The sequence below is a fragment of the Streptomyces roseifaciens genome (assembly GCF_001445655.1).
GTDB lineage: Bacteria > Actinomycetota > Actinomycetes > Streptomycetales > Streptomycetaceae > Streptomyces > Streptomyces aureoversilis.
This window is the reverse complement of the sequence record NZ_LNBE01000003.1, coordinates 1780346-1803409: the sequence shown is the minus strand read 5'-3', so window position 1 is coordinate 1803409 and position 23064 is coordinate 1780346. Positions and strand designations below refer to the sequence as shown.

The following is a 23064-nucleotide window of genomic DNA, read 5'->3' as shown; positions in this document are numbered from 1 at the left end:
GTCCTGCGCTGGGATGTCACCGCCCCCCGTGATCATTGTGTGCCGCAGACCGGCACCGGCCGCAAGTGGGGTTCGCCCGGGGAGGGGTGGCCCGGGAGGCGGATCCCCGACAGGTGGAGCGGGCCGCGCGGGCGTACGTTGAGCGTGCGGGCTCCCCCCTCCGGAGCCCGGGTACCCGACCGTCGACGAGGCATGCGGAGGCAGTGTGAGCCAGCCGCCCGGGGGCGCGCCCTCCTTCGTCCGCGTCTGGTGGGACGCCTTCGCGGCCGTGGCCGCCGCGGTGGTGGCCATGTTCGCCGTCGCCGCGCTCGGGCTGTGGGCCGCCGGCGCCGACGGCCTGCCGGGCGCGTTCCCGGCCGTGACCGCGGCCACGGTCGTCTCGGCCGTGGGCGGCACGGTGGAACTGTCCGGCGGCGCGGGCGTCCTGGGCCGTACGGGGGCCTCGCTCGACGTCGTGCCGCTCTCGGTGACCCTGGCCGGGGCGGTCGCCCTCGCCGTCGTCTTCCTGCGCCCGCTGCGCCACCACGCGGTGGCGGGCGGGCGCGAACTGCTCGCCCGCGTCGCCCGTACGGCCGTACTGTGGCTGGTCGCCCTGCTGCTCATCGCCCTCGGCGCGCGGCACACCTTCCGCATCGACCTGGGCGACTCCCTCCTCGGCGACATCGGGGACGTCCTGGACGTCTCCCCCAGCGTCGGGTTCCGCGCGGCCGTGGGGCCCACCCTCGGCTACGGGCTGCTGTGGCTGCTCGTGCTGCTCGCCGTGGCGGTCGCGGCCTCCCGCAAGACGCCGCTGCCGTCACGGCTGCTGCGCTTCCAGGACCCCGTGCGGCCCGCCGCGTTCGCCGTGGTGGCGCTGCTGCTCGGCTACGTGCTGCTCTTCCTGCTCGTCGGGCTCGTCTCCGCGGTCACGCGCGGCAACCCGGCGGGGACCATGGCGGTGCTCCTGCTCGGCCTGCCCAACCTCGCCTGGATCTCCCTGGGCCTCGGCCTCGGAGGCTCCTGGGAGGGGCGCGTGCCGGGCCAGTCCCTCGGGCTGCCCCTGCCCAAGGCGCTCACGGCGGTGCTGCGCGGGGGCGGTGACGAGCCGTCCACGGTGACCGTCGCCTCGCTCGCGGAGCACGACGGGCGGGCGTGGCTGCTGGTGGCCCTCGCCGTGGTCGCCCTGCTCGCGGCGGGCTTCCTGCTGGCCGTGCGGTCGCCCGCGACGATGCAGCACTGGGAGCACGCGGTGCAGATGGGGGCGGCGCTGGCCGTCACGCTGTTCGTCATCGGCGTCCTCACCCGCATCTCCGCCCGCGTCGGGCTGTCGCTGCTGGGCATCGGCGACCTGTCGTCCTTCGGCGGCGAGGTCGCCCTGACCCCGCACCTGCTGACGCTGACCGGCGTGGGTCTGCTGTGGGGACTGGTGGCGGGCTACCTGGGCAGCCTGCTGTCCCGGAGGGCCGGACGCCGGGGCGTCGCGGAGGAGACCGGGAAGCCGTAAAGCCGTAGGGGGCAGGCCGAGGGGGATCAGGCCCCGCCTGCACTACCCCTCCCCGCTCACCGCCACCGTTCGGGGAACACCGCCGCCGCCCACGCCGGCGGCTCGGGGACCTCCTGCGGCTCGCCCGGCGGCGTCCTCGGCGGCCCGGTCCTCTCGCCGGTCCCCGTCCTCTCACCGTTCCCCGTCCTGTCACCGCCCCCCGGGCCCCTGCCGGACGTCGTCGTCGCGGACCGCAGAGCCGCCACGAACCGGCAGCAGCTCTCGAAGCGCTCGTCCGGCGTCTTCGCCAAGGCCTTGCCCAGGACGTCGTCGGCCGCGTCCGGCAGCCCGGGCTGCCGTTCCGACAGCCGCGGTGGCGCGTCGTACTGGTGCGCCCACAGCAGCGCCATGTCGTCCTCGCGCCGGAACGGCGGCGCTCCCGTCAGCATCTCGAAGACCACGCACCCCAGGCTGTACACGTCGCACCGTCCGTCGACCGGCTTGCCCGCGATCTGCTCGGGGGCGACGTAGTCCAGCGTGCCGACGAACTGGCCCACCCGGGTGTACCCGGTCAGCGACAGGGACTTCTTCGTCAGCCCGAAGTCGGTGAGGTACACGTGCTCGGGGTGGTCCGCGTCGGTGCCCTCGGCCACGAGGATGTTCCCCGGTTTGACGTCCCGGTGCACGAGGTCGTGGGCGTGGGCGGCGTCGAGGGCGGAGGCCACCTGACCGGCGATGCGGCACACGGCGTCCGGCGGCAGCGGCCCCTCGCGGTCGAGCAGGACGCGCAGGTCCTGCCCGGCCACGTACCGCATGGCGATGTAGAGCCGCCCGTCGGCCTCCCCGGCCTCGAACACCGGGACGATGTGCGGGTGGTCGATGGCCGCGGCGACCTGCGACTCGTGCCCGAAGCGCTTGCGGAAGGTGTCGTTGCGGGCCAGTTCGGGGGCGAGCAGCTTGAGCGCGACGACCCGGCCGAGCCGCAGGTCGCGGGCGCGGTAGACGACGGCCATGCCGCCGCGCCCGATCTCGCTCTCCACCTCGTAGCCGGCGATGCGTTCGCCGATCAGCTCGGACGGGCGTTCACCGGTCCCGGCCATCAGCCCTCACCGCCGGGCCCGGCCGGGGAGGCGAGGGCGGCCATGGCCGTGCCGTCGCAGTAGCACCACACGTCCCGTCCGGCGTCGTAGAGCCAGACGGCGTCGCCGTCCACCACGGCCCCGATCCGCAGCCCCCGGGTCGTGCGGCCGAAGGTCTCCCCGTCCGAGCGCCCGGCGGCGAGGTCCTCCACCGCCGTGCGGTACTGCCCGAGGGTCTCCTCGACGCGGGCCAGGAGGGCGCGCGCGTCCTGCGTCCGCTCGGGCAGGCCCCCGGCCCCGGGCGGCCCCTGCGGCAGCGAGACCAGGAGCCGGGCGTCGGTCCACGCGGCCCAGCCGTTGGAGCACATCACCTGCCCCCATTCGCCGCGGCGCTCCACGAGCCGTACGGGCAGCAGCGGGTCCAGCGGCTGGGTGGGGACGGTCCCGTCGGGGGCGGTCCAGGTGGCGAGCCCGCCGGGGGGCACGACGTGGGTGGGCAGGAATCCGGGGATGCCGGACGCGCTGCCGGGCGAGAGGGGGACGGTGCTCATGACTCCGACTCCGTCACTTCCGCATGACCGCGGGCTCGTGGCGGCGCAGGAGGCGGGCCACCAGGAAGGCGAACACGAGGGACAGGAACACCATCATGCCCATGTCGAGCAGCCAGGTGCCGACGGCGTGCCGGAAGAGCGGGTCGCCTCCCCCGGCCGACGGCGGGAGCTGTCCGGTGGCGGGCGGGATGTGGGTGAAGTCGATCGTGGAGCTCATGGCCGCCAGGGCCCAGCGCGAGGGCACCAGCCAGGAGAGCTGCTCCAGCACCAGCTTGTTGTTGAGTTCGATCATTCCGCCGCAGAAGACGACCTGGACCAGGGTGATGAGCACCAGCAGCGGCATGGTGACCTCTTCGCGGCGGACGATCGCCGACACCAGGAGGCCCAGCAGCATGGAGGTGAAGGACAGCAGCGCCAGGGCCAGCGTCATCTCCAGCAAGGGCGGCATGAGCACGCCCTTCCCGCCGGGCGCGCGGGTGTCCACCCCGCCCAGGCCGACGATGGACAGGACGATCGCCTGCCCCACCGTGATCACGCCCAGGACGATGATCTTCGACATCACGTAGGCGGACCTGGACAGGCCCACGGCTCGTTCGCGCCGGTAGATGACCCGTTCCTTGACGAGTTCGCGCACGGCGTTGGCGGCGCCCGTCAGCACGCCGCCGACGCACAGGATCAGCAGGACGGTGTTCGCCTTGTCGGCGGAGGCGAAGCGGGTGCCCGAGGACAGCCGGGCCATCGCGCCGGTGACGAACGGCAGCACGATCATGATGATCAGGAAGGTGCGGTCGGTGCTGAGCGCCCTCACGTAGCGGCGCATCAGGGTCCACAGCTGGGCGCCCCAGCTCTGGGGCTTGGCGGGCGGCTCGGGCGGCGCCTCCGGAGCCGTCGGCGCGGCGAGGCGCGGCTGTTCGGCGGCGGCCTCGACGAACTGCCGGTGCTGGGGCGAGGCGCGGTACTCCCCCGTCCAGTCCCGGTCCTTGTCGTTCTCGAAGGCCTCGAACGCCTCGGGCCACTCCTTGAACCCGAAGAAGCCGGGCGTGTCGCCGGGCGGTCCGTAGTAGGCGGTCCGCCCGCCGGGGGCGAGGACCAGCAGCCGGTCGCAGACGTCCAGGCTGAGCACGCTGTGGGTGACGACGATGACCGTGCGGCCGTCGTCGGCGAGGGTGCGCAGCGTGTTCATCACCGAGCGGTCCATGCCCGGGTCGAGGCCGGAGGTCGGCTCGTCGAGGAAGAGCAGCGACGGCTTCGTGAGGAGTTCCAGGGCGACGCTGACACGCTTGCGCTGGCCGCCGGAGAGGCTGTGGATGGGCTGGTCGGCGCGCTGTTCGAGGCCCAGTTCGCCGATGACCTCCTCGACGCGGGCCAGGCGTTCCGCCTTGGCGGTGTCGCCGGGGAAGCGCAGTTCGGCGGCGTAGGACAGGGCGCGGCGCACGGTGAGCTGGACGTGCAGGATGTCGTCCTGGGGGACGAGCCCGATGCGGGCCCTGAGCTCCGCGTAGTCGCGGTAGAGGTCGCGGCCGTCGTAGAGCACCGCGCCCTGGTCGGCGGGGCGCAGGCCGGTGAGGGCGTTGAGGAGCGTGGACTTGCCCGAGCCGCTGGGGCCGACGACGGCGAGCAGGGACTTCTCCTCGACGGGGAAGGAGACGTCGTCGAGGAGCCGCTTGCGTCCCCCGTCGGTCTCGACGTGGACGCACAGGTCCTGGACGTCGAGGGAGATCTCGCCGCTGTCGACGTACTCCTGGAGCTGGTCGCCGACGAGGCAGAAGGCGGAGTGGCCGATGCCGATGATGTCGCCGGGGAGGACCGGGGCGCGGCGCACGGGGTGGCCGTTCAGGAAGGTTCCGTTGTGGCTGCCGAGGTCGACGATCTCGTAGGCGCCGCCCGGCCCGGAGCGCAATTCGGCGTGGCGGCGGGAGACCACCAGGTCGTCGACGGCCACGTCGTTGTCGGGGCCGCGGCCGATGCGCACGGTGCGGGGGGTCAGCGGGCGTACGGAGGTGGGCCGGCGGAAGGTGCCGGTGGCGGCGGGCATGGCGACGGACGAGGGACGCTCCGCCGGGGGCGCGGGCCGCTCGGCCGGAGGCGGCGCGGGATGCTCCGCCGGAGGCGGCGGTGGCGGCGGGACCGGGGGCGGTGCGTTCCTGAGGACGGCGGCGGGCCCGTCGGTGGGGTTCCCGAAGCGCAGGACGGTGCCGGGCCCCACGTCGAGGACCTGCACGCGGCGGCCTTCGGCCCAGGTGCCGTTGGTGCTGCCGGTGTCCTCGACGATCCAGTGGCCGGCGACCGGGCGCAGCACGGCGTGGTGCCAGGAGACCCGGTCGTCCTGCAGTACGAGGTCGCTCCGGGGATCGCGCCCCACGAGGTAGGAGCGGACCGGAGCCATCGTCTTCGAGCCGCCTTCGGACTCGATGACGAGTCCGGGGGCGGAGGGCGCGGCAGACCGGTCTCCCATACCGGTAATTTTACGGCGGGCCGCCCGCCCCCGCCTTTCGGTGACGGGTGCGCCCGTGGCGACGGGTGGAGGGAGCGGGAGATGGCGGTGGAGCCGGAGCGGCTGCCCGTGTTCGTCTACGGGACGCTGCGTCCCGGGCAGGTCAACCACGGGCACTACCTGCGGGGCCGAACGGTGGCCGAGGAGCCGGCGCGGCTGCGGGGCGCGGTGCTGTACGAGGGGCCCGGTTATCCGTACGCCGTGGCCGAGCCGGGCGGGGAGGTCCGCGGGGAGCTGGTCTCCGTCGCGCCCGGGGAGTACGCGGCGGTGCTCGCGTCCCTGGACGAGCTGGAGGGCTGCGGCCCGGACGGGCGCGGGGAGATGTACGTACGGGTCGGGCGGCAGGTGCTGCCCGAGCGCGGGGGTGCGGTGCGCGCCTGGGTGTACCTCGCGGCGGACCGGACGGCGCGGCGGCTGCGGGCGGCGGGGACGCGGGTGGAGGGCGGCAGCTGGCCGCACGGGCCGGCGTAGGCACCAACTCCCCCATCTCACATAGCGAGACAGCGCGAGCTGCCCGCAACCTCTCCCCCAAACCCCACCTCTTCATCTGCGGTTCGACGCCACGTCACGGCCCGAATACCTTGCGTTGAGGCATTGTTAACAGTTGATCAACTGTCCGGACATCACGCCTATCTGCTCTTTTCATGCCCATGCCAGTACAGGCAGAGTCCTCCGCGGGACCACAGGTTCCCGCGGTGCGCGAGTGACGGCACCGCGTGCATGCAGGCGGCCGGGTGCACCCCGAACCGCCCTTGACGCAAAGGGCGCTGAACTTGCGTACGACCCCCACGACCCGCAAACGAATACTCATCGCCGCCGCGACGATCGTGGCCGCGGCCACCATGGCGGGCACGGCCTCCGCCGCCCCGTCTCAGCCTGTGGACACGGCCGACTCCCTCCGGGACCGGGCCCGCGCAGCGGCCGCGGACTCCTCGGTCGGTGCCGCCGCCCTCGCCGCCAACGCGGAGACGGTCAAGGCGGCCACCGCCGCCGCCCTCGCCCACGCGGACGCCACGGGCGTCGGCAAGAACGAGACGCTCCGCGTCAAGGACACCCTCATCGACCCCGAGGGCAAGCGCCACGTCCGTTTCGTCCGGGCCTACCAGGGCGTCCCCGTCGTCGGCGGCGACCTCGTCGTCCACCTCGACGCGAAGAAGAACTACCTCGGCGTCACCCGGGCGATCCGGCACCGCGTTTCCGTGCCGTCGGTCGCCCCGAAGCTCACCGCGCCGCAGGCCGCGGCGAAGGCCGCGAAGTCGGTGGACGGCAAGGCCGCCAAGACCGAGCTCGTGGTCGACGCGCGTAGCACCGAGCCGGTCCTCGCCTACCGCGTGACCGTCACCGGCGGCGGCAAGGCCGAGACCGGCGTCAGCCACAGCGTCGTCGTGGACGCCGGCAGCGGCAAGGTCATCAGCAGCACGCCGCTCAGCGACGGCATCATCTCCCCCCGCCTGAAGGCCAAGCTGCGCAGCGAGGGCAAGGAGGCCAAGCCCCGCACCGGCGCCAAGGCGACTCCGCCGGCCAAGGCGCAGCCCGGCACGCAGTTCCCGGCCCAGGCCAACGGCACCGGCGCCTCGCTGTTCGCGGGCAACATCCCGCTGACGACCACTCAGACGGCCAAGGACTCCTTCGTCCTCAAGGACCTCAGCCGCGGCGGCGGGGAGACCCGTGACGCCCAGTCCAAGGAGCTCGACTCCTTCGCGGCCGGCAAGGCGTTCACCGACGCGGACAACCGCTGGGGCAACGGCACCGCCACCGACAACGCCACCGCCGCCGTCGACGCGCAGTTCGGCATCACGAGCACGTACGACTACTACAAGGCGACGTTCGGCCGGAACGGCATCAAGAACGACGGCTCCGGCCCGCGCGCCCTGGTGCACTTCGGCGACAAGGTCGGCAACGCCTTCTGGTCCCCCGAGTGCGGCTGCATGCTCTACGGCGACGGCGATGGAGAAACGTTCAAGCAGCCGTTGGTGGCCCTGGACGTCACCGGTCACGAGCTCAGCCACGGCGTGATCGAGGCGACCGCCGACTTCCAGCCCACGCGGGTGGACGCGCGCCAGAACCAGTTCGGCGAGGCGGGCGCGCTCAACGAGTCGCTCGCCGACATCTTCGGCGCGGGCGTGGAGTTCCGGACGAACAACGGCGGCAACCCCCCGAACTACCTCCTCGGCGAGAAGCTCGGCCTGGAGCAGAAGTTCCTGCGCCGCATGGACAAGCCGTCGCTGGACGTCCTCGAGGGCACCGTCGACTACTGGGACGAGGGCTCCTACGACCGTGAGGTGCACGCCGGCTCCGGCGTCTCCTCGCACGCCTTCTACCTGCTGGCCGAGGGCAGCGGCAAGAAGACCATCGGCGGCGTGGAGTACGACTCCGCCACGTTCGACGGCAAGGCTGTCACCGGCATCGGCCGGGACAAGGCGCAGCAGATCTTCTACCGCGCCCTGACCCGCTACATGGTCTCGACGACCGACTTCCACGAGGCCCGCGTCGCCACGCTGCAGGCCGCCGCGGACATCCACGGCGAGAAGAGCGCCGAGTACAAGGCGGTCGACGCCGCCTGGGCCGCGGTGAACGTGACCGCGGCCAACACCCCCAAGGAGGGCCCGGCCGTCAAGCGCTGACGGTTCCGGTTCGCGCCCGCCCGGCCCGTTCCCCCGCACCTCGCGCGGGGGAACGGGCCGGGTTCCGTGTGATCCACAACATCTGGTCCGGTGAAGTGGATGTTGTTATGGTCGTCGCCACCAGTGGGTTGGGCGTTCAAACCCACCCCGGCACTACTGGTCGACAGCCAAGCACAGTCGACGACATAGGGGGAGCGCAGTGTCGGCAAACGCAGGGACGGTCACGGACGCCGAGGGGCTCAAGGCCCTCAACGCCGAGCTCGCGGCGTCTTTGGACGGCGAGTTCACCAGCGAGTACGCGGACGTCAACGGCGTCCGGCTGCACTACGTGACCGGTGGTCGGGGCGAGCCGCTGGTGCTGCTGCCCGGCTGGCCCGAGACGTGGTGGGAGTACCGGAAGGTGATGCCCGCGCTCGCGGCCCGCTTCCGCGTGATCACCGTCGACATCCGCGGCATGGGCGGGTCGAGCAAGCCGGAGTCGGGCTTCGACAAGAAGAACATGGCCCAGGACATCCGCGAGCTGGTCCGCCACCTCGGCCACGACAAGGTGAACATCGCCGGGCACGGGATCGGCGCGATGGTCGCCTTCGCCTACGCGGCGAACCACCCGGACGCCACGGAGAAGGTGGCGATACTCAACACCACGCACGCGGACCGGAGCTACTACAAGTTCCCCATGCTGCCGAACCCCGGCGACAAGGGCCCGCACCGCTGGTGGCTCGCCTTCAACCAGGTGGCCGACTTCCCGGAGCAGATCCTCACCGGCCGCTACCGCCACATCATCGACTACATGTTCGGCCTGAGCCTGGTGAACCCCGACGCGATCACCGACCGCGACCGGGACGTCTACGCGCAGGCGTACTCGACGACCGAGGCGATCCGCGCCGCCAAGGGCTGGTTCCAGTCGTACCAGAAGGACATCGCGGACTTCGAGTCGTACGACAAGATCTCCGTGCCGATGCTCGGCCTCGCCTACGGGACGTTCTTCGAGTACATGCGGGAGGTGTTCCCCCAGCAGGGCACCGACGTCCGCATGGCCGAGATCGAGGGGAGCCGCAACTACCTCGTCGAGGAGCAGCCGGAGGCCGTCACGCGCGCCCTCCTGGAGTTCCTGGGCTGAACCCGGCCCGCGGCGGACGTCGCACGGGGCTTCGCGGCCCGGTGCAGCGTCCGCCGCTCGGCCTCGCTCGTCCCGCCCCACACGCCGCTCTCCTGCCCGGACTCCAGTGCCCAGCGCAGGCACTCCGCGCGCACCGGGCAGGTGCGGCACACCGATTTGGCGTCCTCGGTCTGTACGAGTGCGGGACCCGTCGTACCGACGGGGAAGAACAGCTCGGGGTCCTCGTCGAGACAAGCGCCGTACTGTCGCCAGTCCATGTGGCGATCCATGGAACGATCCCTCCGGTCGGGTCGGTGTGGTGTGGGATGAGTGGGTCCCTCTCCCTACTCCGCGTTACCCGGGATCCGTGAGGTATCCGTGTGAACGTCACGCCATGTGGACGTCGATGCCCATCTCCTTGTCCCCGGGCCTGCCCTGGACCTCGATGGTGACGCCGGAGAACGTGCCGTCGGGGAGGTTGAGCGCCGGGGTGGTCGTCTCGCCGAGGATCGTGTTGTCCCCCTCGGGATACAGGTCCTGGGCGTCCCCGCTGTTCCCCGTCCTGAAGATCGCCCCGAGGTCCCGCTTGCCGTCGGCCTGCATCAGTTCGATCGCAAGGCGGTTCTCCCTGTTCACGTTCTCGATGGCCTCGTCGACGACGTAGACGGCGATGCCCTGATCGGGGAGGGCGGCGTCCTGCCCGCGGCTCCGCCGGTACTCGACGAGGAGGTACTGGTTCTCCGTCATGGTGTCCGGATTCTGGATGAAGACGAGGTCGCCGCTCTCGGCCGCCGGCCGGATCACCACGTCCTTGGTGGTCGTGGAGATGTCCTGCGCAACGGCCCAGCCGTGGAACATGCGCAGCATGCCGTTGGGGAACGTCGGCGTGAGACCGAAGTTGCCCCAGCTCCCGGACGCCATCAGGCAGTAATCGCCGAGGCCGGCGGACTTGGTCGCCTCCAGCCGGCCCGTGTCGTAGAAATCGGCCCAGCGCGCGGCCAGATGGCCCCACTCGTGGGCGCACACGCCCATGGAGCAGTCTTCCGGGACCGTGAGGAAGGTCTCGGCCTTCAGGCCGGGAGCGACCTCGACACCGTCCGGGATGCCCCACTTCAAGCTCCACAGGTCGTCCAGCGACTCGGTGTTCTCGGCCCCACGGCCCGCGTGCACGATGAAGAGCGCGGTGACCATGTTCTCGCCGAGCACGTCGAACGGGGTGAAGTCGATGCCCTCCTCCAGCGCCATCCGGACGGCGTCGCGGGCCATGCCCTGGGAGTTCCTGGGGAACCCTTCCTCGGTCATGCCGGAGTTCCCGTCCGCGTAGAACGAGAGGGGCTGCGGCATCCGGAACCAGCCGTGGACCTCGCCCCGGACGTCGATGCCGTTCTCGCTGAACGAGCCGAAGCCGCTCACCGTGCGGTAGTAGTCGCGCATGCTGCCTGTCGGCAGGGTGTCCGTGCTGAACAGCAACTGCCGGTAGTGGCCGGTACGGCGATCCGGATCGTGCGGCCGGTCGGGGAAGTCCACCAGGAGCACCAGGGTGTTGATCACTCCCTTGAGCCGCTTGGAGGGCCGTTCGATCAGCTCCCGTTCGGCGACCGGTCCGACCCGGACGGCGCCGTCGTCGAGTCCTACGCGCTTCTCGCCGCGCCGGGCGGAACGCCAGATGTAGTAGTAGTCCTCGAAGGACGTGCCCTTCGGCAGCCGGCCGAGGTCCGTCAGATCGAGATACCGGGTGTAGAGCCGGGCCCGCGCATCGGGCGCCAGGGGCACCGGGCAGGCCCGGGTCGTACGGGTGTGTCGCATGGTGATCACTCACCAGGTCGGATCGATCAGAGGATACGGAGCATATTTACCTTGTAAACATACTGTCTCCGTTTATGCTGTATACGTACAGGCTCATCCCGCTTCGCGCCCCTTGTCAAGGGCGGATGCCGAGGGCGGGGCTTCCCCGCAGAGGAGGTCGGTCGCGGTGGCTGACCGCACCCGGCTCACCCGGGAACGCGTCGTCGGCGCGGCGCTGCGCATCGTCGACGGCGAGGGGCTCGACGGGCTGAGCATGCGCCGGGTGGCCGAGGAGCTCGGCGTCGAGACGATGGCCCTCTACCGGTACACCCCCAGCAAGGACGACCTGCTCGACGGCCTCGTCGAGCGGATCTTCATAGAGCTGGAGGAGAAGCTGAACGGCACCCCGTTCGGCCCGGCGGTCCTCGCGGGCGGGGACGACGAAGCCGCTCCCCCGTGGCGGGAGGCCCTCGTCGCCGTCGCGCGGGCGATGTACCGCGTCGCGCTCGCCCACCCGAACGTCGCGCCCCTGCTGGTGATCCGCCCCTTCACGGTGCCGTTGACGCGGCGCCCGCCCGCGGTGCTCCGCGCCCACGAGCGCCTGCTGACCCGGCTGGAACGGGCGGGGCTGGACGAGCGGGCCACGCTGGAGCTGTACCGGGCCGTCATCTCCTGGGTCCTGGGCTACATCGTCTTCGAGCTGCGGGAAGTCGTGGACAACCCGGACGAGCCCGAGCCCGCCTTCCGCATGGGCCTGCACCGGCTGCCGGTCAAGGAGTTCCCCCGCCTGCGGGCCCTCGGCCCCGGCCTGGCCGTGCGCGGCGGCGAGGAGCAGCTCGCCGCCGGCGTCACCGCCCTCATCGACCGCTTCGCTCCCCCGACCTGACAGAGCGGGCGGCCCGGAAGGGTGCCGCGCCCGGCTGATCGGTAGGTAGTGGTTCCACGCCCACGCCTCCCTTCAGCCCCAGGACGGTCAGCATGCTCGCGCCACCTCCCGCCAGCGCCGCCACCCGCAAGAACCCGCCCGCGCCCGCCGCCGCCACGGAGGCGGGCGCCGGGCTGCCGCGCGGGCTCAAACAGCGTCACCTGTCCATGATCGCGCTGGGCGGCGCCATCGGAGCGGGCCTGTTCGTCGGCTCCGGGGTGGGGATCGGGGCCGCGGGGCCCGCGATCGTCGTCGCCTACGTCCTGGCCGGCGGCCTGGTGCTGCTGGTCATGCGGATGCTGGCGGAGATGTCCGCCGCCGACCCGGCCACCGGGTCCTTCTCCGTGCACGCGGCCAAGGCGCTCGGCCCCTGGGCCGGTCTGACGGCGGGCTGGCTGTACTGGTCGCTGCTGGTCGTCAGCGTCGCCGCGGAGGCCATCGGGGCGGCCGACATCATGACGGACTGGCTCCCCGGCGTCCCCGGCTGGGTGTGGATGACGCTCTTCATGGCCGTGTTCACGGGCAGCAACCTCGCCGCCGTCCGGCGCTTCGGCGACCTCGAATTCTGGTTCGCCGGGCTGAAGGTCACCGCCATCTGCATCTTCCTCCTGCTGGGGGCGCTCGCCGTCTGCGGCCTCCTGCCCGGCTCCGCCGCGCCGGGCGCCGCCCACCTCACCGGCCACGGCGGCTTCCTGCCGCACGGCTGGCACGGGCTCGCCCTCGGCCTCGTCGCGGCGGTCTTCGCCTACGGAGGGCTGGAGACCGTCACGATCGCGGCCGCCGAATCCGCCGACCCGGTCAGGGCGGTGGGCCGCGCCGCCAGAACCGTCGTCTGGCGCATCTGCCTCTTCTACATCGGCTCCATGGCCGTCATCGTCACCCTGCTGCCCTGGGACAGCAGCACCGCGCACATCAGCCCCTACAGCGGCACCCTCGAGCGCATGGGCATCCCCGGCGCCGGGCACCTCATGAACGCCGTGGTGCTCGTCGCCCTGCTGTCGGCCATGAACGCCAACATCTACGGCTCCTCCCGCATGCTCTACTCCCTCGTGCACCGCGGCGACGCGCCCCGCACCCTCGGCCGCGTCACACCGGGCGGCGTCCCGCGCAACGCCGTCCTCGCCTCCGCCGCCTTCGGCTTCGCGGCGGTCGTCCTCAGCGTCGTCTGGCCGGACACCGTCTTCCGCTTCCTGCTCAACGCCGTGGGGGCCACCATCCTGATCGTCTGGTTCCTCATCGGCCTCTCGCAGCTGCGCCTGCGCCGCCGCCGCGTTCGGCGCGGGGATGCCGGGGATGCCGAACCGCCGGTGCGCATGTGGCTGTTCCCCCACCTGACCCGGCTGACCCTGCTCGCGATCGGCGCGGTCCTGGTGGTCATGGTCCTCGAACCGGACTCCCGTACGCAGGTCCTGTGCACGGGAGCCTGGGCGGCGCTGCTGATCGTGTGCGGTCTGGTGAACGGGCGCCGGGGCAGGGCGCGGCGGGCCGCACACGCCGGGGCCCGGCACCGGGCAGGGTAACGGGCCCCGGCCTCCGTCACCGGCACCGCTGCCGGCACCCCCACTCCGCGGATCACGCCGGTCACTTCGGGCACACCGGTCACGCCGTGAGGCCGGCCCCCTGCTTGCGGTACCGGCCCGGCGCCACCCCGTACTCGCGCTTGAAGGCCTTGGCGAAGGCGAACTCCGAGGTGTATCCCGCCCGTTCGGCGACGGTGCGCAGCGGGGCGTCTCCCTCGCGCAGCAGCCGGCCCGCCGTCGTCATGCGCCACCAGGTCAGATAGGCGAGCGGCGGCTGGCCGACGAGCGCGGTGAAGCGCCGGGCGAAGGCGGCGCGGGACAGCGCCGCCCGGGCGGCGAGCTCCTCGACCGTCCAAGGATGCGCCGGGTCGTCGTGGATGGCGTGCAGGGCGGCCGTGACGGCCGGGTCGCCCAGGGCCGCCGCCCATCCGGACGACTCCTCGGGTCGCTTGGTCATCCACCAGGTGCGCAGCAGGTAGAGCAGCAGGGTGTCGAGGAGCGCGGGCACGACGGCGTCGGATCCGGGCTGGGGGTCGGCCAGTTCGGCGCCGAGCAGCTCGATGGCGGCGCGCAGCCGGTCGTGGGCTCCGATGCGGGCCGGAAGGTGGATGAACGGCGGCAGATCGGTGAGGAGGGGGTGGGCCCGCGCCTTGTTCAGCCGGTAGGCGCCGCAGAGCATGAGGGTGTCGTCGCCGCGGACGGGCCCTCGGTCACGGAGCGACGGCCAGGAGCCGTCCGGCTTCGACCGGGCGTCCTCCAGCGGCGTGCCGGGGTCGTCGGCGAGACCGTGCCCGTACCCGTGGGCCAGGAAGACGACGTCGCCCGGGCCGAGGCGGACGGGCTCGGCCCCGTCGGGCGGCAGGAGCCAGGCCGAGCCCTGGAGGACCACGTGGAAGCCGGAGCCGTCGGAGGCGGGGAAGCGGACGCCCCAGGGCGCGCGCTTGACGGAGCGCGAGGAGTGGGGGAGCCCGGTGCGCATGGCGGCGATCGCGTCGCTCAGAACGTCCATGGCCGCACCCTACCGCCACGATCGCACTCTGCCGCCATGATCGAAAGACGCTGGGACATAACCAGGAGGTTTTCGGATATGGATCGTCTTCCGCCCCCTCCGTACGGTCGTTCCCATGACAACTTCTCCTGCACACACGGCAGTCACCAAGGCGGTTCTCTTCCATGAGCTCGGCGGTCCCGAGGTCCTGAAGGTCGAGGAGGTGCCGCTGGCAGGGCCCGGGCCCGGCGAGGTCCTCTTCCGCGTCGAGGCGATCGGCCTCAACCGGGCCGAGGCCCTGTTCCGGGCCGGTCGCTACTACTACCAGCCGACGCTGCCCGGCTCCCGGCTCGGCTACGAGGCGGCGGGCGTGGTCGAGTCGGTGGGCGAGGGCGTGACCGCGTTCGCCCCCGGCGATGCGGTGATGGCGGCGGCCAACTTCGACTTCGGCGTCCACGGGGTGTACGGCGAGCACGCCGTCCTGCCCGAAGCGTCGCTGGTGCCCCGGCCCGAGGGCGTGGACGCGGTCACGTCCGCGGCGGCGTGGCTGTCGTACTCGACGGCGTACGGCGGCATGGTGGAGACCGGCGGGCTGGCCCCGGGCGACCACGTGGTCATCACGGCCGCCTCCAGCGGTACGGGTACGGCCGCTATCCAGACGGCCCTGCGGATGGGTGCGGTCCCGATCGCCACCACACGCGGCGAGTCCAAGCGGGAGCGGCTGCTGGAGCTCGGCGCGGCCCATGTGGTCAGCACCGGCTCCCAGGACCTGGTCGAGGAGGTCAAGCGGATCACCGGAGGCCGGGGTGCGCGGATGGCCTTCGACGGGGTGGGCGGCCCGGGCTTCGCGACCCTCGGCGACGCGCTCGCGCCCGGCGGCACGATGGTGGCCTACGGCTTCCTGGACCCGCGCCCCATCCAGCTGTCGATGAACTGGCCGCTGACCGTCCACGCGTACGGCAACGGAGTCATGTGCCGCGACGCGGCCTACCGCCGCCGCTCCGCCGCCTTCATCGGCTCGGGCCTGGCGAGCGGCGCGCTGGCGCCCGTGATCGCCGAGACCTTCGACGGCCTGGAGCGCATCACGGACGCGCACCGCCTGATGGACTCCAGCACCTTCACCGGCAAGATCGTGGTGAAGGTGTGACCACCGGGGCGGCGACGAGCCGGGCGCGGCCCGTGAACAGCCGCCGCGCGATGCTGCAGGCCCCTCTGCAAAGAGGGTCCGACGGCCGCCCCGCAGCCACAGGGGCAGAAGCGGCAAGTGATCGTTTCCGGCCGCAACGCAACCCCCGGATCGGGTGACCGGCCACGGTGGAGTGAATCGCACAAACGGCGACCGGCCCCCGCCCCAGACCCCGCGGGCCGGTTGACGCCTCCTCGAATTCCCGAGCGACGAAACGCCCTTGGAGGGCCGTGACGCCCCCGATCAGGGGTCGTTTTCCCGATCGCTCGTCCGATCCGTACGTCAACGAGGAGGCGTAGTGCATCACCATCACGAGGGCCCCGCGCATACCGGCGGGGTGCATCCGGCATTCGAACACCGCCGGCCGGCAGGGCCCGTGGGATCCGGCGCGGCCACCGCCGGGAGGTGGCCGTCATGAGGCAGCGGGCGCGCTACACGTGCGTGGTCGACGTGATGGTCCTGCTGCACCGCGACGACGGCCGCGTCCTGCTGCTGCGGCGGGCCGGGGACGTGTACGCCGCCGGTCTCCTCGCCCCGCCCGGCGGGCACCTCGAGGACGGCGAGACCCTGGCCGACGGCGCGCTGCGCGAAGTCGCCGAGGAGGTCGGAGTCGCCATCGACCCGGCCGACCTGGAGTTCTGCCACCTGATCCACCACCGCAACCCCGAGGGGCAGGCCCGGGTCGGGGTCGTCTTCACCGCGCAGCGGTGGTCGGGCGAGCCGCGCAACCTGGAGCCGGAGAAGTGCTCCACGCTCCTCTGGGCCGACCCGGCGCACCCGCCCGCGGACTGCGTGCCCTGCACGGCCGCCGTCCTCGGCAGGTTCGTCTCGGGGGCGCTGCTGTCCACACACGGCTGGGACGGGAAGCCGGGAGGCGCGGCATGAAGCAGGAGAACACGAAGCCGGGGGCGCAGAAGGCGCAGAGGGGGCCGAGCAAGCAGAGGGAACAGAAGAGGCAGAGGGGGCAGAGGGGGCAGAGGGAACAGAGCACGGGCGTCGCGGCGGAGGACGCAGCGCCCGGGAGCCGGCCGGATTCGGAACAGCTGCTGTTCGGCGGCCCGCTGCTGTACGACAACGGGTGGGCCCAGCACGAGGCGGCGTACTTCGAGATGTCGCTGTGGGCGATGGCCCTGTGCCTGCCGCGCCTCGTCCGCTCGACGGTGCGCCTGGCCCGGCAGGCCGACCGCCGGTCCCTGGCCGTGGTCGGCGCCGCCGAGCTGATCCGGGGTGCGGGGCAGGCCGTGGGGCTGGTCGCGGTCAACGGCGTACTGACCGCGGTCCTGGCCTCCGGGACCATCGCGCAGCGGCTGCTGGCGGCCGTCCCGGCGATGGTCGTGGTGACGCTCGCCGGGACGGTGAGCGCGCTGGCGGCGTCGGCTTCGACGTCGGGCACGGGCCGGCTGGAGCCGAAGGTCGAGCGGGTGGCGACCGAGCAGTACCTGGAGCGCGTGGTCCGGGTCGAGCTGGCGGCGATCGAGGACGCGGAGTTCCACCGGCTGCTGGATTCGGCCCAGTACGGGGCCGCCTCGGCGCGCCGCATGATCAGCTACTGCACCGGCGTCATCGGATCCCTGGTGTCCTTCGCGGCCGCCGCCGGCGTACTGACCGTGCTGCATCCGGTGCTGCTGCCGCTCCTCGTCCTGATGACCGTGCCCCGCTCCTGGGCGGCCCTCCGGAACTCGCGGACGCGGTACGCCAGTTACCTGCGGTGGGTGCAGCACTCGCGGGCCGGGAGGCTGCTGAGCCAGACCCTGATGCGGACGGGTCCCGCCCCGGAGATCCGCGTCCACGGCGTCGGGCCCTTCCTCGTGGATCACTTCCGCAGCATGTCGCAGGACTCCGAGGCCGAGCAGTCGCGGCTGGCCGACAGCGCCGCCCGGGTCCGGCTGATCGCGTCCGCGCTCACCGGCGCCGCCACGGCCCTGACGTACCTGGCGCTGATCGGGCTGCTGGCGGCGGGGGCGATGGACCTGTCGGTGGCGGGCACTGCGGTGCTGGCCACGCGGACCGGCGGGCAGAGCCTGTCCACCCTCGTCCTGCAGGTCAACAACCTCTACGAGGAGGCCTGCTACGTACAGGACCTGGAGCGTCTGTGCCAGGAGGCGGCGGATCGGGCCATCCCCGACGGCGGGCTGCCCGTGCCCGAGCGGCCGGCCCTGATCCGCTTCGAGAACGTCACCTTCCGCTATCCCGCCGACGGCTCCGACGGCTCCAAAGACTCCGAGGACTCCGAAGGTTTCCGGAACCGCGAGCGGCCGGCGCTCAGGAACGTCTCGCTGGACATCCCCGCCGGAAGGATCGTGGCGCTCGTCGGGGTGAACGGGTCGGGCAAGACCACCGTCGCCAAGCTCGTGGCCGGTCTGTACCGGCCCGATGCGGGGAGCATCCTGTGGGACGGCGTGGACGCCGGCGCACTGGACCGGGCGCAGCTGTTCTCGCGGATCGCGATGGTCGGCCAGGACTTCCACCGGTGGCCGTTCACGTGCCGCATGAACGTGGCCATCGGCCGCACCGACCGGCCGCTGGACCAGCGGGCACTGGAGGAGGCCGCCGTCCACTCGGGCGCCGACAAGGTCGTGGCGGAGCTGCCGAAGGGCTGGGACACGCTGTTGTCGAAGGGCTACAAGGGAGGCCATCAGATCTCCGGGGGCCAGTGGCAGCGGCTGGGCATCGCCCGCGCCCGCTACCGCGACGCCCGCATCCTCATCGTCGACGAGCCGACCTCGGCCCTGGACGCGCGGGCCGAGCTGGAGGTGTTCGAGCAGATCCGCAAACTCGCCGACGGCGGCCAGACCGTCGTCCTGATCACCCACCGCCTCGCGTCCGTGCGGCACGCCGACGTCATCCACGTGCTGGAGAAGGGCGAGCTCCGGGAGAGCGGCACGTTCGAGGAGCTGCTGAACACGCCCGGAGGCGTCTTCCGGGGCCTGTACGAGCTGCAGCGCGGGCAGTTCCGGGACGTGCCCGTACCGGAGCAGCGGCGGATGGCGTAGGTGCGGGTGGTGCAGGTACGGATGGTGTAGACGCGTGGAACACGTAGACACGTAGACACGTAGATACGCAGACGCGCAAACGCGCAGGTGCGGCCCCCGTGCGGTTTCCGTCCGGGGGTCGCGTGACGTTCCGATCGAGCCGTCAACGCGCGTAGAAGCGGTGTCACCGAAATGCCCGCCCGCGCATCGCCCGCATCCGGCGGCCGACGGCTCATCATTCAGCACCATGGACATGGGCTTCCCCACCGGCGCTCCGGCTCCCCCGCCGAACGGCGCCCGCAACGGGCCGGCCGTCTCCCGCGAGGAGTTCGACGCGCTCTTCGAGAGGGTCCGCACGTGGGGCCGCTGGTCGCCCGCCGACCGCGGGGCCTGGAACCGGGTGACCGCGGACCACGTCCTGCGGGCCGGCGCCCTGGTGCGGACGGGGACCGTCGTCCCGATGGGGCGGCCGTGGGACACCGCGCCCGGTCCGGACAACACCAGGCCCGCCCTGCACTACATGTCCGACCTCGGTGACGTCGAGGCGCCCGAGCCCGCCGCCCACAAGGACTTCATCGGCGCCGACTACCACGGCAAGGCCGTCAGCCATCTGGACGCGCTTTCCCACATGGCCTACCGCGGGCGGTTCTACGGCGGCGGCACGGCGCGCGACCTCGTCGGCGCCGGAGGGGCCCGCTTCGGCGAGGTCGCGGCGCTCGGCCCCCTGGTGACCAGAGGGGTGCTCCTCGACCTGCCGGCCGTCCTGGGCAGCACGTGGCTGGAGCCGGGGCAGGCCGTGCACGCCGCGGACCTCACCGCCGCGGAGGAGGCGCTCGGCGTGACGATCGACGAGGGCGACGCGGTGCTGCTACGGACGGGCCGCTTCCGGCGCCGCCGAGAACTGGGCGCCTGGGACCCCGGCGCCTCCTCCGCGGGCCTCCATGTGAACGCCGTGCCCCTGCTGGCCGAGCGCGGCGTCGCCCTGCTCGGCGGCGACGGCGACAGCGACGTCCGGCCCTCCCCCGTCGAGGGCCTGCACTCCCCCGTCCACACGCTCGCCATCGCGGCGATGGGGGTGCCGCTGCTGGACAACCTCGACCTCGAAGAGCTCTCCGCCGTCTGCGCCGGCACGGGCCGTTACGCGTTCCTGCTCCTCGTGGCGCCGCTGAACATCCCCGGTGGCACGGGCTCCCCGGTCAACCCCGTGGCCGTGCTTTGACGGCGCCTGGCCGCGCCCACTCCCGCCCCTCGTCACCAACGGTGACCGAACGACCACGCATGCTCGCACGCACCCGCCCCCGTTCCGTTATGTCGGCAAAGTTCTAAAATGGAACAACAGTGCAGCCGCCCCGGTACGGGTGGCCATCGGCGCACGTACCGATGAGGAAGTGATCCGGATGGGGCTCGTGGCGGACGACATCGGTCCCGTACGCGCCCGTGAGCAGTTCCTTCGCGGCGGGTCGGTCGAGGACGCCGTGCGCAGCCCGATCCTGGACTCGTGGCAGCGCAGCCGGGCGCTGGGGCTCTCGCCGGGCGGGTGCGAGCTCCCCTACACGCAGGACCTCGACCTCGACGGCCGCCTCATCCGCGCGGCCGCGCCCGTGATGAGCCGGCTGCAGGCCATGTTCGACGGCAGGAGCATGAACATCTCCCTCGCCGACGCGCGCGGCGCGGTGCTGCAACGCCGGTTCGGCCAGGCCGACATGGTCCGGCACCTGGCCGCGATCCAGAGCGTCCCGGGTTTCGTGTTCGCCGAGAAGTACGGCGGAACCAACGGCATCGGCCTGGCCCTCGCGGAGCGGCAACTGGTCAACATCTACGGCGCCGAGCACTTCGCCGAACGCTCGCAGGCGAACGCGTGCGTGGCGATCCCCGTACGGGACCTGCTCAACGGGCGCATCGAGGGAGTCCTCTGCCTCGGCTACCCCTACACGGACGCGGACGCGGCGCTGGACGTCGTGATCCGCAGGGCGGCCGGCGCCATCGAACGGCGGCTGCTGGAACAGAGCTCGGCACGGGAGCGCGCCCTGCTGCAGGCCTACCTCGACGCCAGGCGCCACGCGTCGGCCGACGGCACGCCCGTCAACGGGCAGCTGGGCGAGCTCGGCGCGAGCGGCCTCGACTGGCGCGACCAGATGATCCTCAAGGAGAAGGCCGGCGAACTGCTCGCCTCGGCCCAGCGGGCCGCCGTCGAGGTGATCCTGCCCGGCGACCGGCGGGTCACCCTGCTGAGCCGCCCGGTGACGAGCCCCTCCGGTGTGGAGGGCCTCGCCGTCGAGGCGGTCATCCCCTCGCGGCACCAGCGCCTCGCCGTCTCCACGGAGGCCGGACCGCCCCTCGGCGAGCCCGCCGGTCTCCTAGCGCAGCAGGCCCTCACCGAGGTCGTCCCGCCGCCCGGGGCCCTTCCCGGCCACCCGGCACCCGGCCGGGACGCCGCGACGGCACAGGCCCTCAGGCCCGGCGCAGCCGGCACCCCCGGCGCACGCGGTGCGCCCGGCGGCCCAGGCCGGCCCGCCGACGGTGGTGCGACCAGCGGGCTGGTGCTGGTGGGCGAGCCGGGGGTGGGGAAGTACGCCGTCGCGGCGCGGCGCCGCCTGGAGCTGCTGTCCGAGGCCAGCACCCGCATCGGCACCACGCTGGACGTGAGCCGCACCGCCCTGGAGCTCGCCGAGATGGCCGTCCCGCGCCTGGCCGACTACGTGACCATCGACCTTCCCGCGGCGGTGCTGCGCGGCGACGAGCCGTCCGACCCCCGCAAGGACCTCCACCGCACGGTGGTCCACGGCATCCGCGACGACTGCCCCTTCTACCCCGCCGGCGAGCGGGTCGACCTCAAAGGGACCACGCCGCAGCTCCGCTGTCTGACCAGCGGGGAGACCGTCCTGGAGCCCGAGCTGCGGACCGCCCCGGGCTGGATCTCCCAGAACCCCGCGCGCGCCCAGCGCCTCCTGGCCCACGGCGTCCACTCCCTCATCACCGTCCCGCTGCTCGCCCGCGGCATCGTCCTGGGCATAGCGAGCTTCTACCGCTCCCAGGACCCCTCGCCCTTCGGCGACGACGACTGCTCGCTGGCGCAGGAGCTCGCCACGCGCGCCGCCATCTGCATCGACAACGCCCGCCGCTACACGCGCGAGCACAGCATGGTCCTCGCCCTGCAGCACAGCCTGCTGCCGCACGGCTTCCCCGAGCAGAACGCCGTCGAGGTCGCGCACCGCTACATGCCCGCCGAGTCCGGCGTCGGCGGGGACTGGTTCGACGTCATCCCCCTCTCCAGCACCCGCGTCGCCCTCGTCGTCGGGGACGTCGTCGGCCACGGGCTGCACGCCGCCGCGACCATGGGCAGGCTGCGCACCGCCGCGCGCAACTTCGCCGAGCTGGACCTGCCTCCCGACGAGGTCCTCACCCACCTCGACAACCTCGTCGGGCGCCTGGACCGGGAGGAGTGCGGCGAGGACCCGTCCAACGGCAACACCGGCATCATCGGCGCCACCTGCCTGTACGTCATCTACGACCCCACCACGCAGCAGTGCACCATGGCCCGGGCCGGGCACCCACCGCCCGCGCTGGTCCGCCCCGACGGCACCGTGACCTTCCCCGAGCTGCCCGCGGGCCCGCCCCTGGGCCTGGGCGGCCTCCCCTTCGAGAGCGCCGAGTTCCTCCTCCCCGAGGGCAGCCAGCTCGTCCTCTACACCGACGGGCTCATCGAGGACCGCCACCGCGACTTCGACGTGGCCCTGGAGCAGCTGCGCCGGGCCCTGTCCCACCCGAACCGCCCGCCCGAGGAGACCTGCCGGGAGGTCGTCCGGGCCGTGGTCCCCGAGCACCCCGCCGACGACATCGCCCTGCTCGTCGCCCGTACCCACACCCTGGACCCGCACCGGATCGCCATCTGGGACCTGCCCGCCGACCCGGCCCTCGTCTCCTCCGTCCGCGCCGCCGTCACCGCCCGCCTGACCGAGTGGGGGCTGGAGGAGATCGCGTTCACCACCGAACTCCTGCTCAGCGAGCTGGTCACCAACGCGATCCGGTACGGCACCGGCCCCATCCAGGTGCGCCTGCTCTACGACCGCGCGCTGACCTGCGAGGTCGCCGACACGAGCAGCACCGCCCCGCACCTGCGCCACGCGGCCACCACCGACGAGGGCGGCCGCGGCCTGTTCCTCGTCGCGCAGCTCTCCCAGTGCTGGGGCACGCGTTACACCGCCGAGGGCAAGGTCATCTGGGCGGAGTGCGCCCTGGAGGTCGGCGGCAAGCCCTTCGGCGCCGAGGCGTTCCTCGACGACATTCCGGCGATCTGACGGCCCATCCGGCGCCGGGGCCCGTGGTGGCCGTAGCATGACGAAAACGGCAAAACTACGTAAACGACGAAGTAGTGGAAT

The 23064-nt window shown here is 72.6% G+C and carries 17 protein-coding genes; 11 read left to right on the top strand and 6 right to left on the bottom strand.

All coding sequences use genetic code 11. The features are described from left to right. Positions 1-205: 205 nt before the first annotated feature. A complete protein-coding gene (locus AS857_RS13535) occupies positions 206-1483 on the top strand; it encodes a streptophobe family protein (RefSeq protein ID WP_058043347.1) in 1278 nt (425 codons plus the stop codon). Positions 1484-1539: 56 nt separating this feature from the next. On the opposite strand, the gene AS857_RS13530 is transcribed toward AS857_RS13535, so the two are convergent. From AS857_RS13530 to AS857_RS13520, 3 genes are read right to left on the bottom strand one after another with little or no spacing between them, the layout of a single operon-like run. Continuing rightward, positions 1540-2562: a serine/threonine-protein kinase gene (locus tag AS857_RS13530; protein WP_058043346.1), complete on the bottom strand. Its 1023-nt coding sequence runs from the start codon at positions 2560-2562 to the stop codon at positions 1540-1542. Next, positions 2562-3092 (bottom strand): hypothetical protein, encoded by a 531-nt coding sequence (locus AS857_RS13525; RefSeq protein WP_063804243.1) that lies wholly within the window; start codon positions 3090-3092, stop codon positions 2562-2564. Before AS857_RS13525 ends, AS857_RS13530 begins: the two co-directional genes overlap by 1 nt. A 13-nt stretch (positions 3093-3105) precedes the next feature. After that, positions 3106-5547: an FHA domain-containing protein gene (locus AS857_RS13520; RefSeq protein ID WP_058043345.1), complete on the bottom strand. Its 2442-nt coding sequence runs from the start codon at positions 5545-5547 to the stop codon at positions 3106-3108. 81 nt (positions 5548-5628) lie between these two features. On the opposite strand from AS857_RS13520, the gene AS857_RS13515 reads away from it, so the two are divergent. The 3 genes from AS857_RS13515 (at position 5629) to AS857_RS13505 (ending at position 9330) form a co-directional block, all read left to right on the top strand. After that, complete coding sequence (locus tag AS857_RS13515) at positions 5629-6057, top strand: gamma-glutamylcyclotransferase family protein (RefSeq protein ID WP_058043344.1); 429 nt, start codon at positions 5629-5631, stop codon at positions 6055-6057. A gap of 302 nt (positions 6058-6359) precedes the next feature. Beyond that, positions 6360-8210, top strand: coding sequence for a M4 family metallopeptidase (locus AS857_RS13510; RefSeq protein ID WP_420823935.1), 1851 nt, complete (start codon positions 6360-6362; stop codon positions 8208-8210). 199 nt (positions 8211-8409) lie between these two features. Further along, positions 8410-9330: an alpha/beta fold hydrolase gene (locus AS857_RS13505; RefSeq protein ID WP_058043343.1), complete on the top strand. Its 921-nt coding sequence runs from the start codon at positions 8410-8412 to the stop codon at positions 9328-9330. On the opposite strand, the gene AS857_RS13500 is transcribed toward AS857_RS13505, so the two are convergent. Together AS857_RS13500 and AS857_RS13495 are read right to left on the bottom strand one after the other, a co-directional pair. Continuing rightward, positions 9270-9587 (bottom strand): WhiB family transcriptional regulator, encoded by a 318-nt coding sequence (locus AS857_RS13500; protein ID WP_173864749.1) that lies wholly within the window; start codon positions 9585-9587, stop codon positions 9270-9272. The two genes, AS857_RS13505 and AS857_RS13500, sit on opposite strands and share 61 nt — an antisense overlap. Before the next feature lie 109 nt (positions 9588-9696). After that, the gene (locus tag AS857_RS13495; RefSeq protein WP_058044130.1) at positions 9697-11115 is read right to left on the bottom strand and encodes a M6 family metalloprotease domain-containing protein; all 1419 of its coding nucleotides are present in this window, start codon (positions 11113-11115) and stop codon (positions 9697-9699) included. A 166-nt stretch (positions 11116-11281) separates the two neighbouring features. Here AS857_RS13495 and AS857_RS13490 point away from each other — a divergent pair, with 166 nt between their 5' ends. Then, a complete protein-coding gene (locus AS857_RS13490) occupies positions 11282-11980 on the top strand; it encodes a TetR/AcrR family transcriptional regulator (RefSeq protein ID WP_058043341.1) in 699 nt (232 codons plus the stop codon). 92 nt (positions 11981-12072) lie between these two features. Continuing rightward, entirely contained in the window at positions 12073-13539 is a 1467-nt protein-coding gene (locus AS857_RS13485) for an amino acid permease (protein WP_058043340.1), read from the top strand. 79 nt (positions 13540-13618) lie between these two features. Here the strand turns inward: AS857_RS13485 and AS857_RS13480 are convergent, their stop codons facing one another. Beyond that, positions 13619-14548: an AraC family transcriptional regulator gene (locus tag AS857_RS13480; RefSeq protein WP_058043339.1), complete on the bottom strand. Its 930-nt coding sequence runs from the start codon at positions 14546-14548 to the stop codon at positions 13619-13621. A gap of 115 nt (positions 14549-14663) precedes the next feature. Here AS857_RS13480 and AS857_RS13475 point away from each other — a divergent pair, with 115 nt between their 5' ends. The 5 genes from AS857_RS13475 to AS857_RS13455 all read left to right on the top strand — a co-directional run bounded on the left by AS857_RS13475 (position 14664) and on the right by AS857_RS13455 (position 22983). Beyond that, positions 14664-15674: a zinc-dependent alcohol dehydrogenase family protein gene (locus AS857_RS13475; RefSeq protein ID WP_058043338.1), complete on the top strand. Its 1011-nt coding sequence runs from the start codon at positions 14664-14666 to the stop codon at positions 15672-15674. A gap of 453 nt (positions 15675-16127) precedes the next feature. Next, positions 16128-16598, top strand: a complete 471-nt coding sequence (locus AS857_RS13470) for an NUDIX hydrolase (RefSeq protein WP_058043337.1) — start codon at positions 16128-16130, stop codon at positions 16596-16598. Beyond that, positions 16595-18706, top strand: a complete 2112-nt coding sequence (locus tag AS857_RS13465) for an ABC transporter ATP-binding protein (protein WP_079110297.1) — start codon at positions 16595-16597, stop codon at positions 18704-18706. The genes AS857_RS13470 and AS857_RS13465 overlap by 4 nt, the downstream gene beginning before the upstream one ends. 232 nt (positions 18707-18938) lie before the next feature. Continuing rightward, positions 18939-19904, top strand: coding sequence for a cyclase family protein (locus AS857_RS13460; protein ID WP_107105571.1), 966 nt, complete (start codon positions 18939-18941; stop codon positions 19902-19904). 178 nt (positions 19905-20082) lie between these two features. Beyond that, positions 20083-22983, top strand: a complete 2901-nt coding sequence (locus tag AS857_RS13455; RefSeq protein ID WP_058043335.1) for a SpoIIE family protein phosphatase — start codon at positions 20083-20085, stop codon at positions 22981-22983. Positions 22984-23064 lie beyond the last annotated feature (81 nt).

What these genes read in the sequence shown, in the direction of transcription:
- AS857_RS13530 (WP_058043346.1), bottom strand. Translation starts at nt 2,562, where the DNA reads ATGGCCGGGACCGGTGAACGCCCGTCCGAGCTGATCGGCGAACGCATC.
- AS857_RS13525 (WP_063804243.1), bottom strand. Translation starts at nt 3,092, where the DNA reads ATGAGCACCGTCCCCCTCTCGCCCGGCAGCGCGTCCGGCATCCCCGGA.
- AS857_RS13520 (WP_058043345.1), bottom strand. Translation starts at nt 5,547, where the DNA reads ATGGGAGACCGGTCTGCCGCGCCCTCCGCCCCCGGACTCGTCATCGAG.
- AS857_RS13515 (WP_058043344.1), top strand. Translation starts at nt 5,629, where the DNA reads ATGGCGGTGGAGCCGGAGCGGCTGCCCGTGTTCGTCTACGGGACGCTG.
- AS857_RS13500 (WP_173864749.1), bottom strand. Translation starts at nt 9,587, where the DNA reads ATGGACTGGCGACAGTACGGCGCTTGTCTCGACGAGGACCCCGAGCTG.
- AS857_RS13495 (WP_058044130.1), bottom strand. Translation starts at nt 11,115, where the DNA reads ATGCGACACACCCGTACGACCCGGGCCTGCCCGGTGCCCCTGGCGCCC.
- AS857_RS13485 (WP_058043340.1), top strand. Translation starts at nt 12,073, where the DNA reads ATGCTCGCGCCACCTCCCGCCAGCGCCGCCACCCGCAAGAACCCGCCC.
- AS857_RS13480 (WP_058043339.1), bottom strand. Translation starts at nt 14,548, where the DNA reads ATGGACGTTCTGAGCGACGCGATCGCCGCCATGCGCACCGGGCTCCCC.
- AS857_RS13475 (WP_058043338.1), top strand. Translation starts at nt 14,664, where the DNA reads ATGACAACTTCTCCTGCACACACGGCAGTCACCAAGGCGGTTCTCTTC.
- AS857_RS13470 (WP_058043337.1), top strand. Translation starts at nt 16,128, where the DNA reads ATGAGGCAGCGGGCGCGCTACACGTGCGTGGTCGACGTGATGGTCCTG.
- AS857_RS13465 (WP_079110297.1), top strand. Translation starts at nt 16,595, where the DNA reads ATGAAGCAGGAGAACACGAAGCCGGGGGCGCAGAAGGCGCAGAGGGGG.
- AS857_RS13460 (WP_107105571.1), top strand. Translation starts at nt 18,939, where the DNA reads ATGGGCTTCCCCACCGGCGCTCCGGCTCCCCCGCCGAACGGCGCCCGC.
- AS857_RS13455 (WP_058043335.1), top strand. Translation starts at nt 20,083, where the DNA reads ATGGGGCTCGTGGCGGACGACATCGGTCCCGTACGCGCCCGTGAGCAG.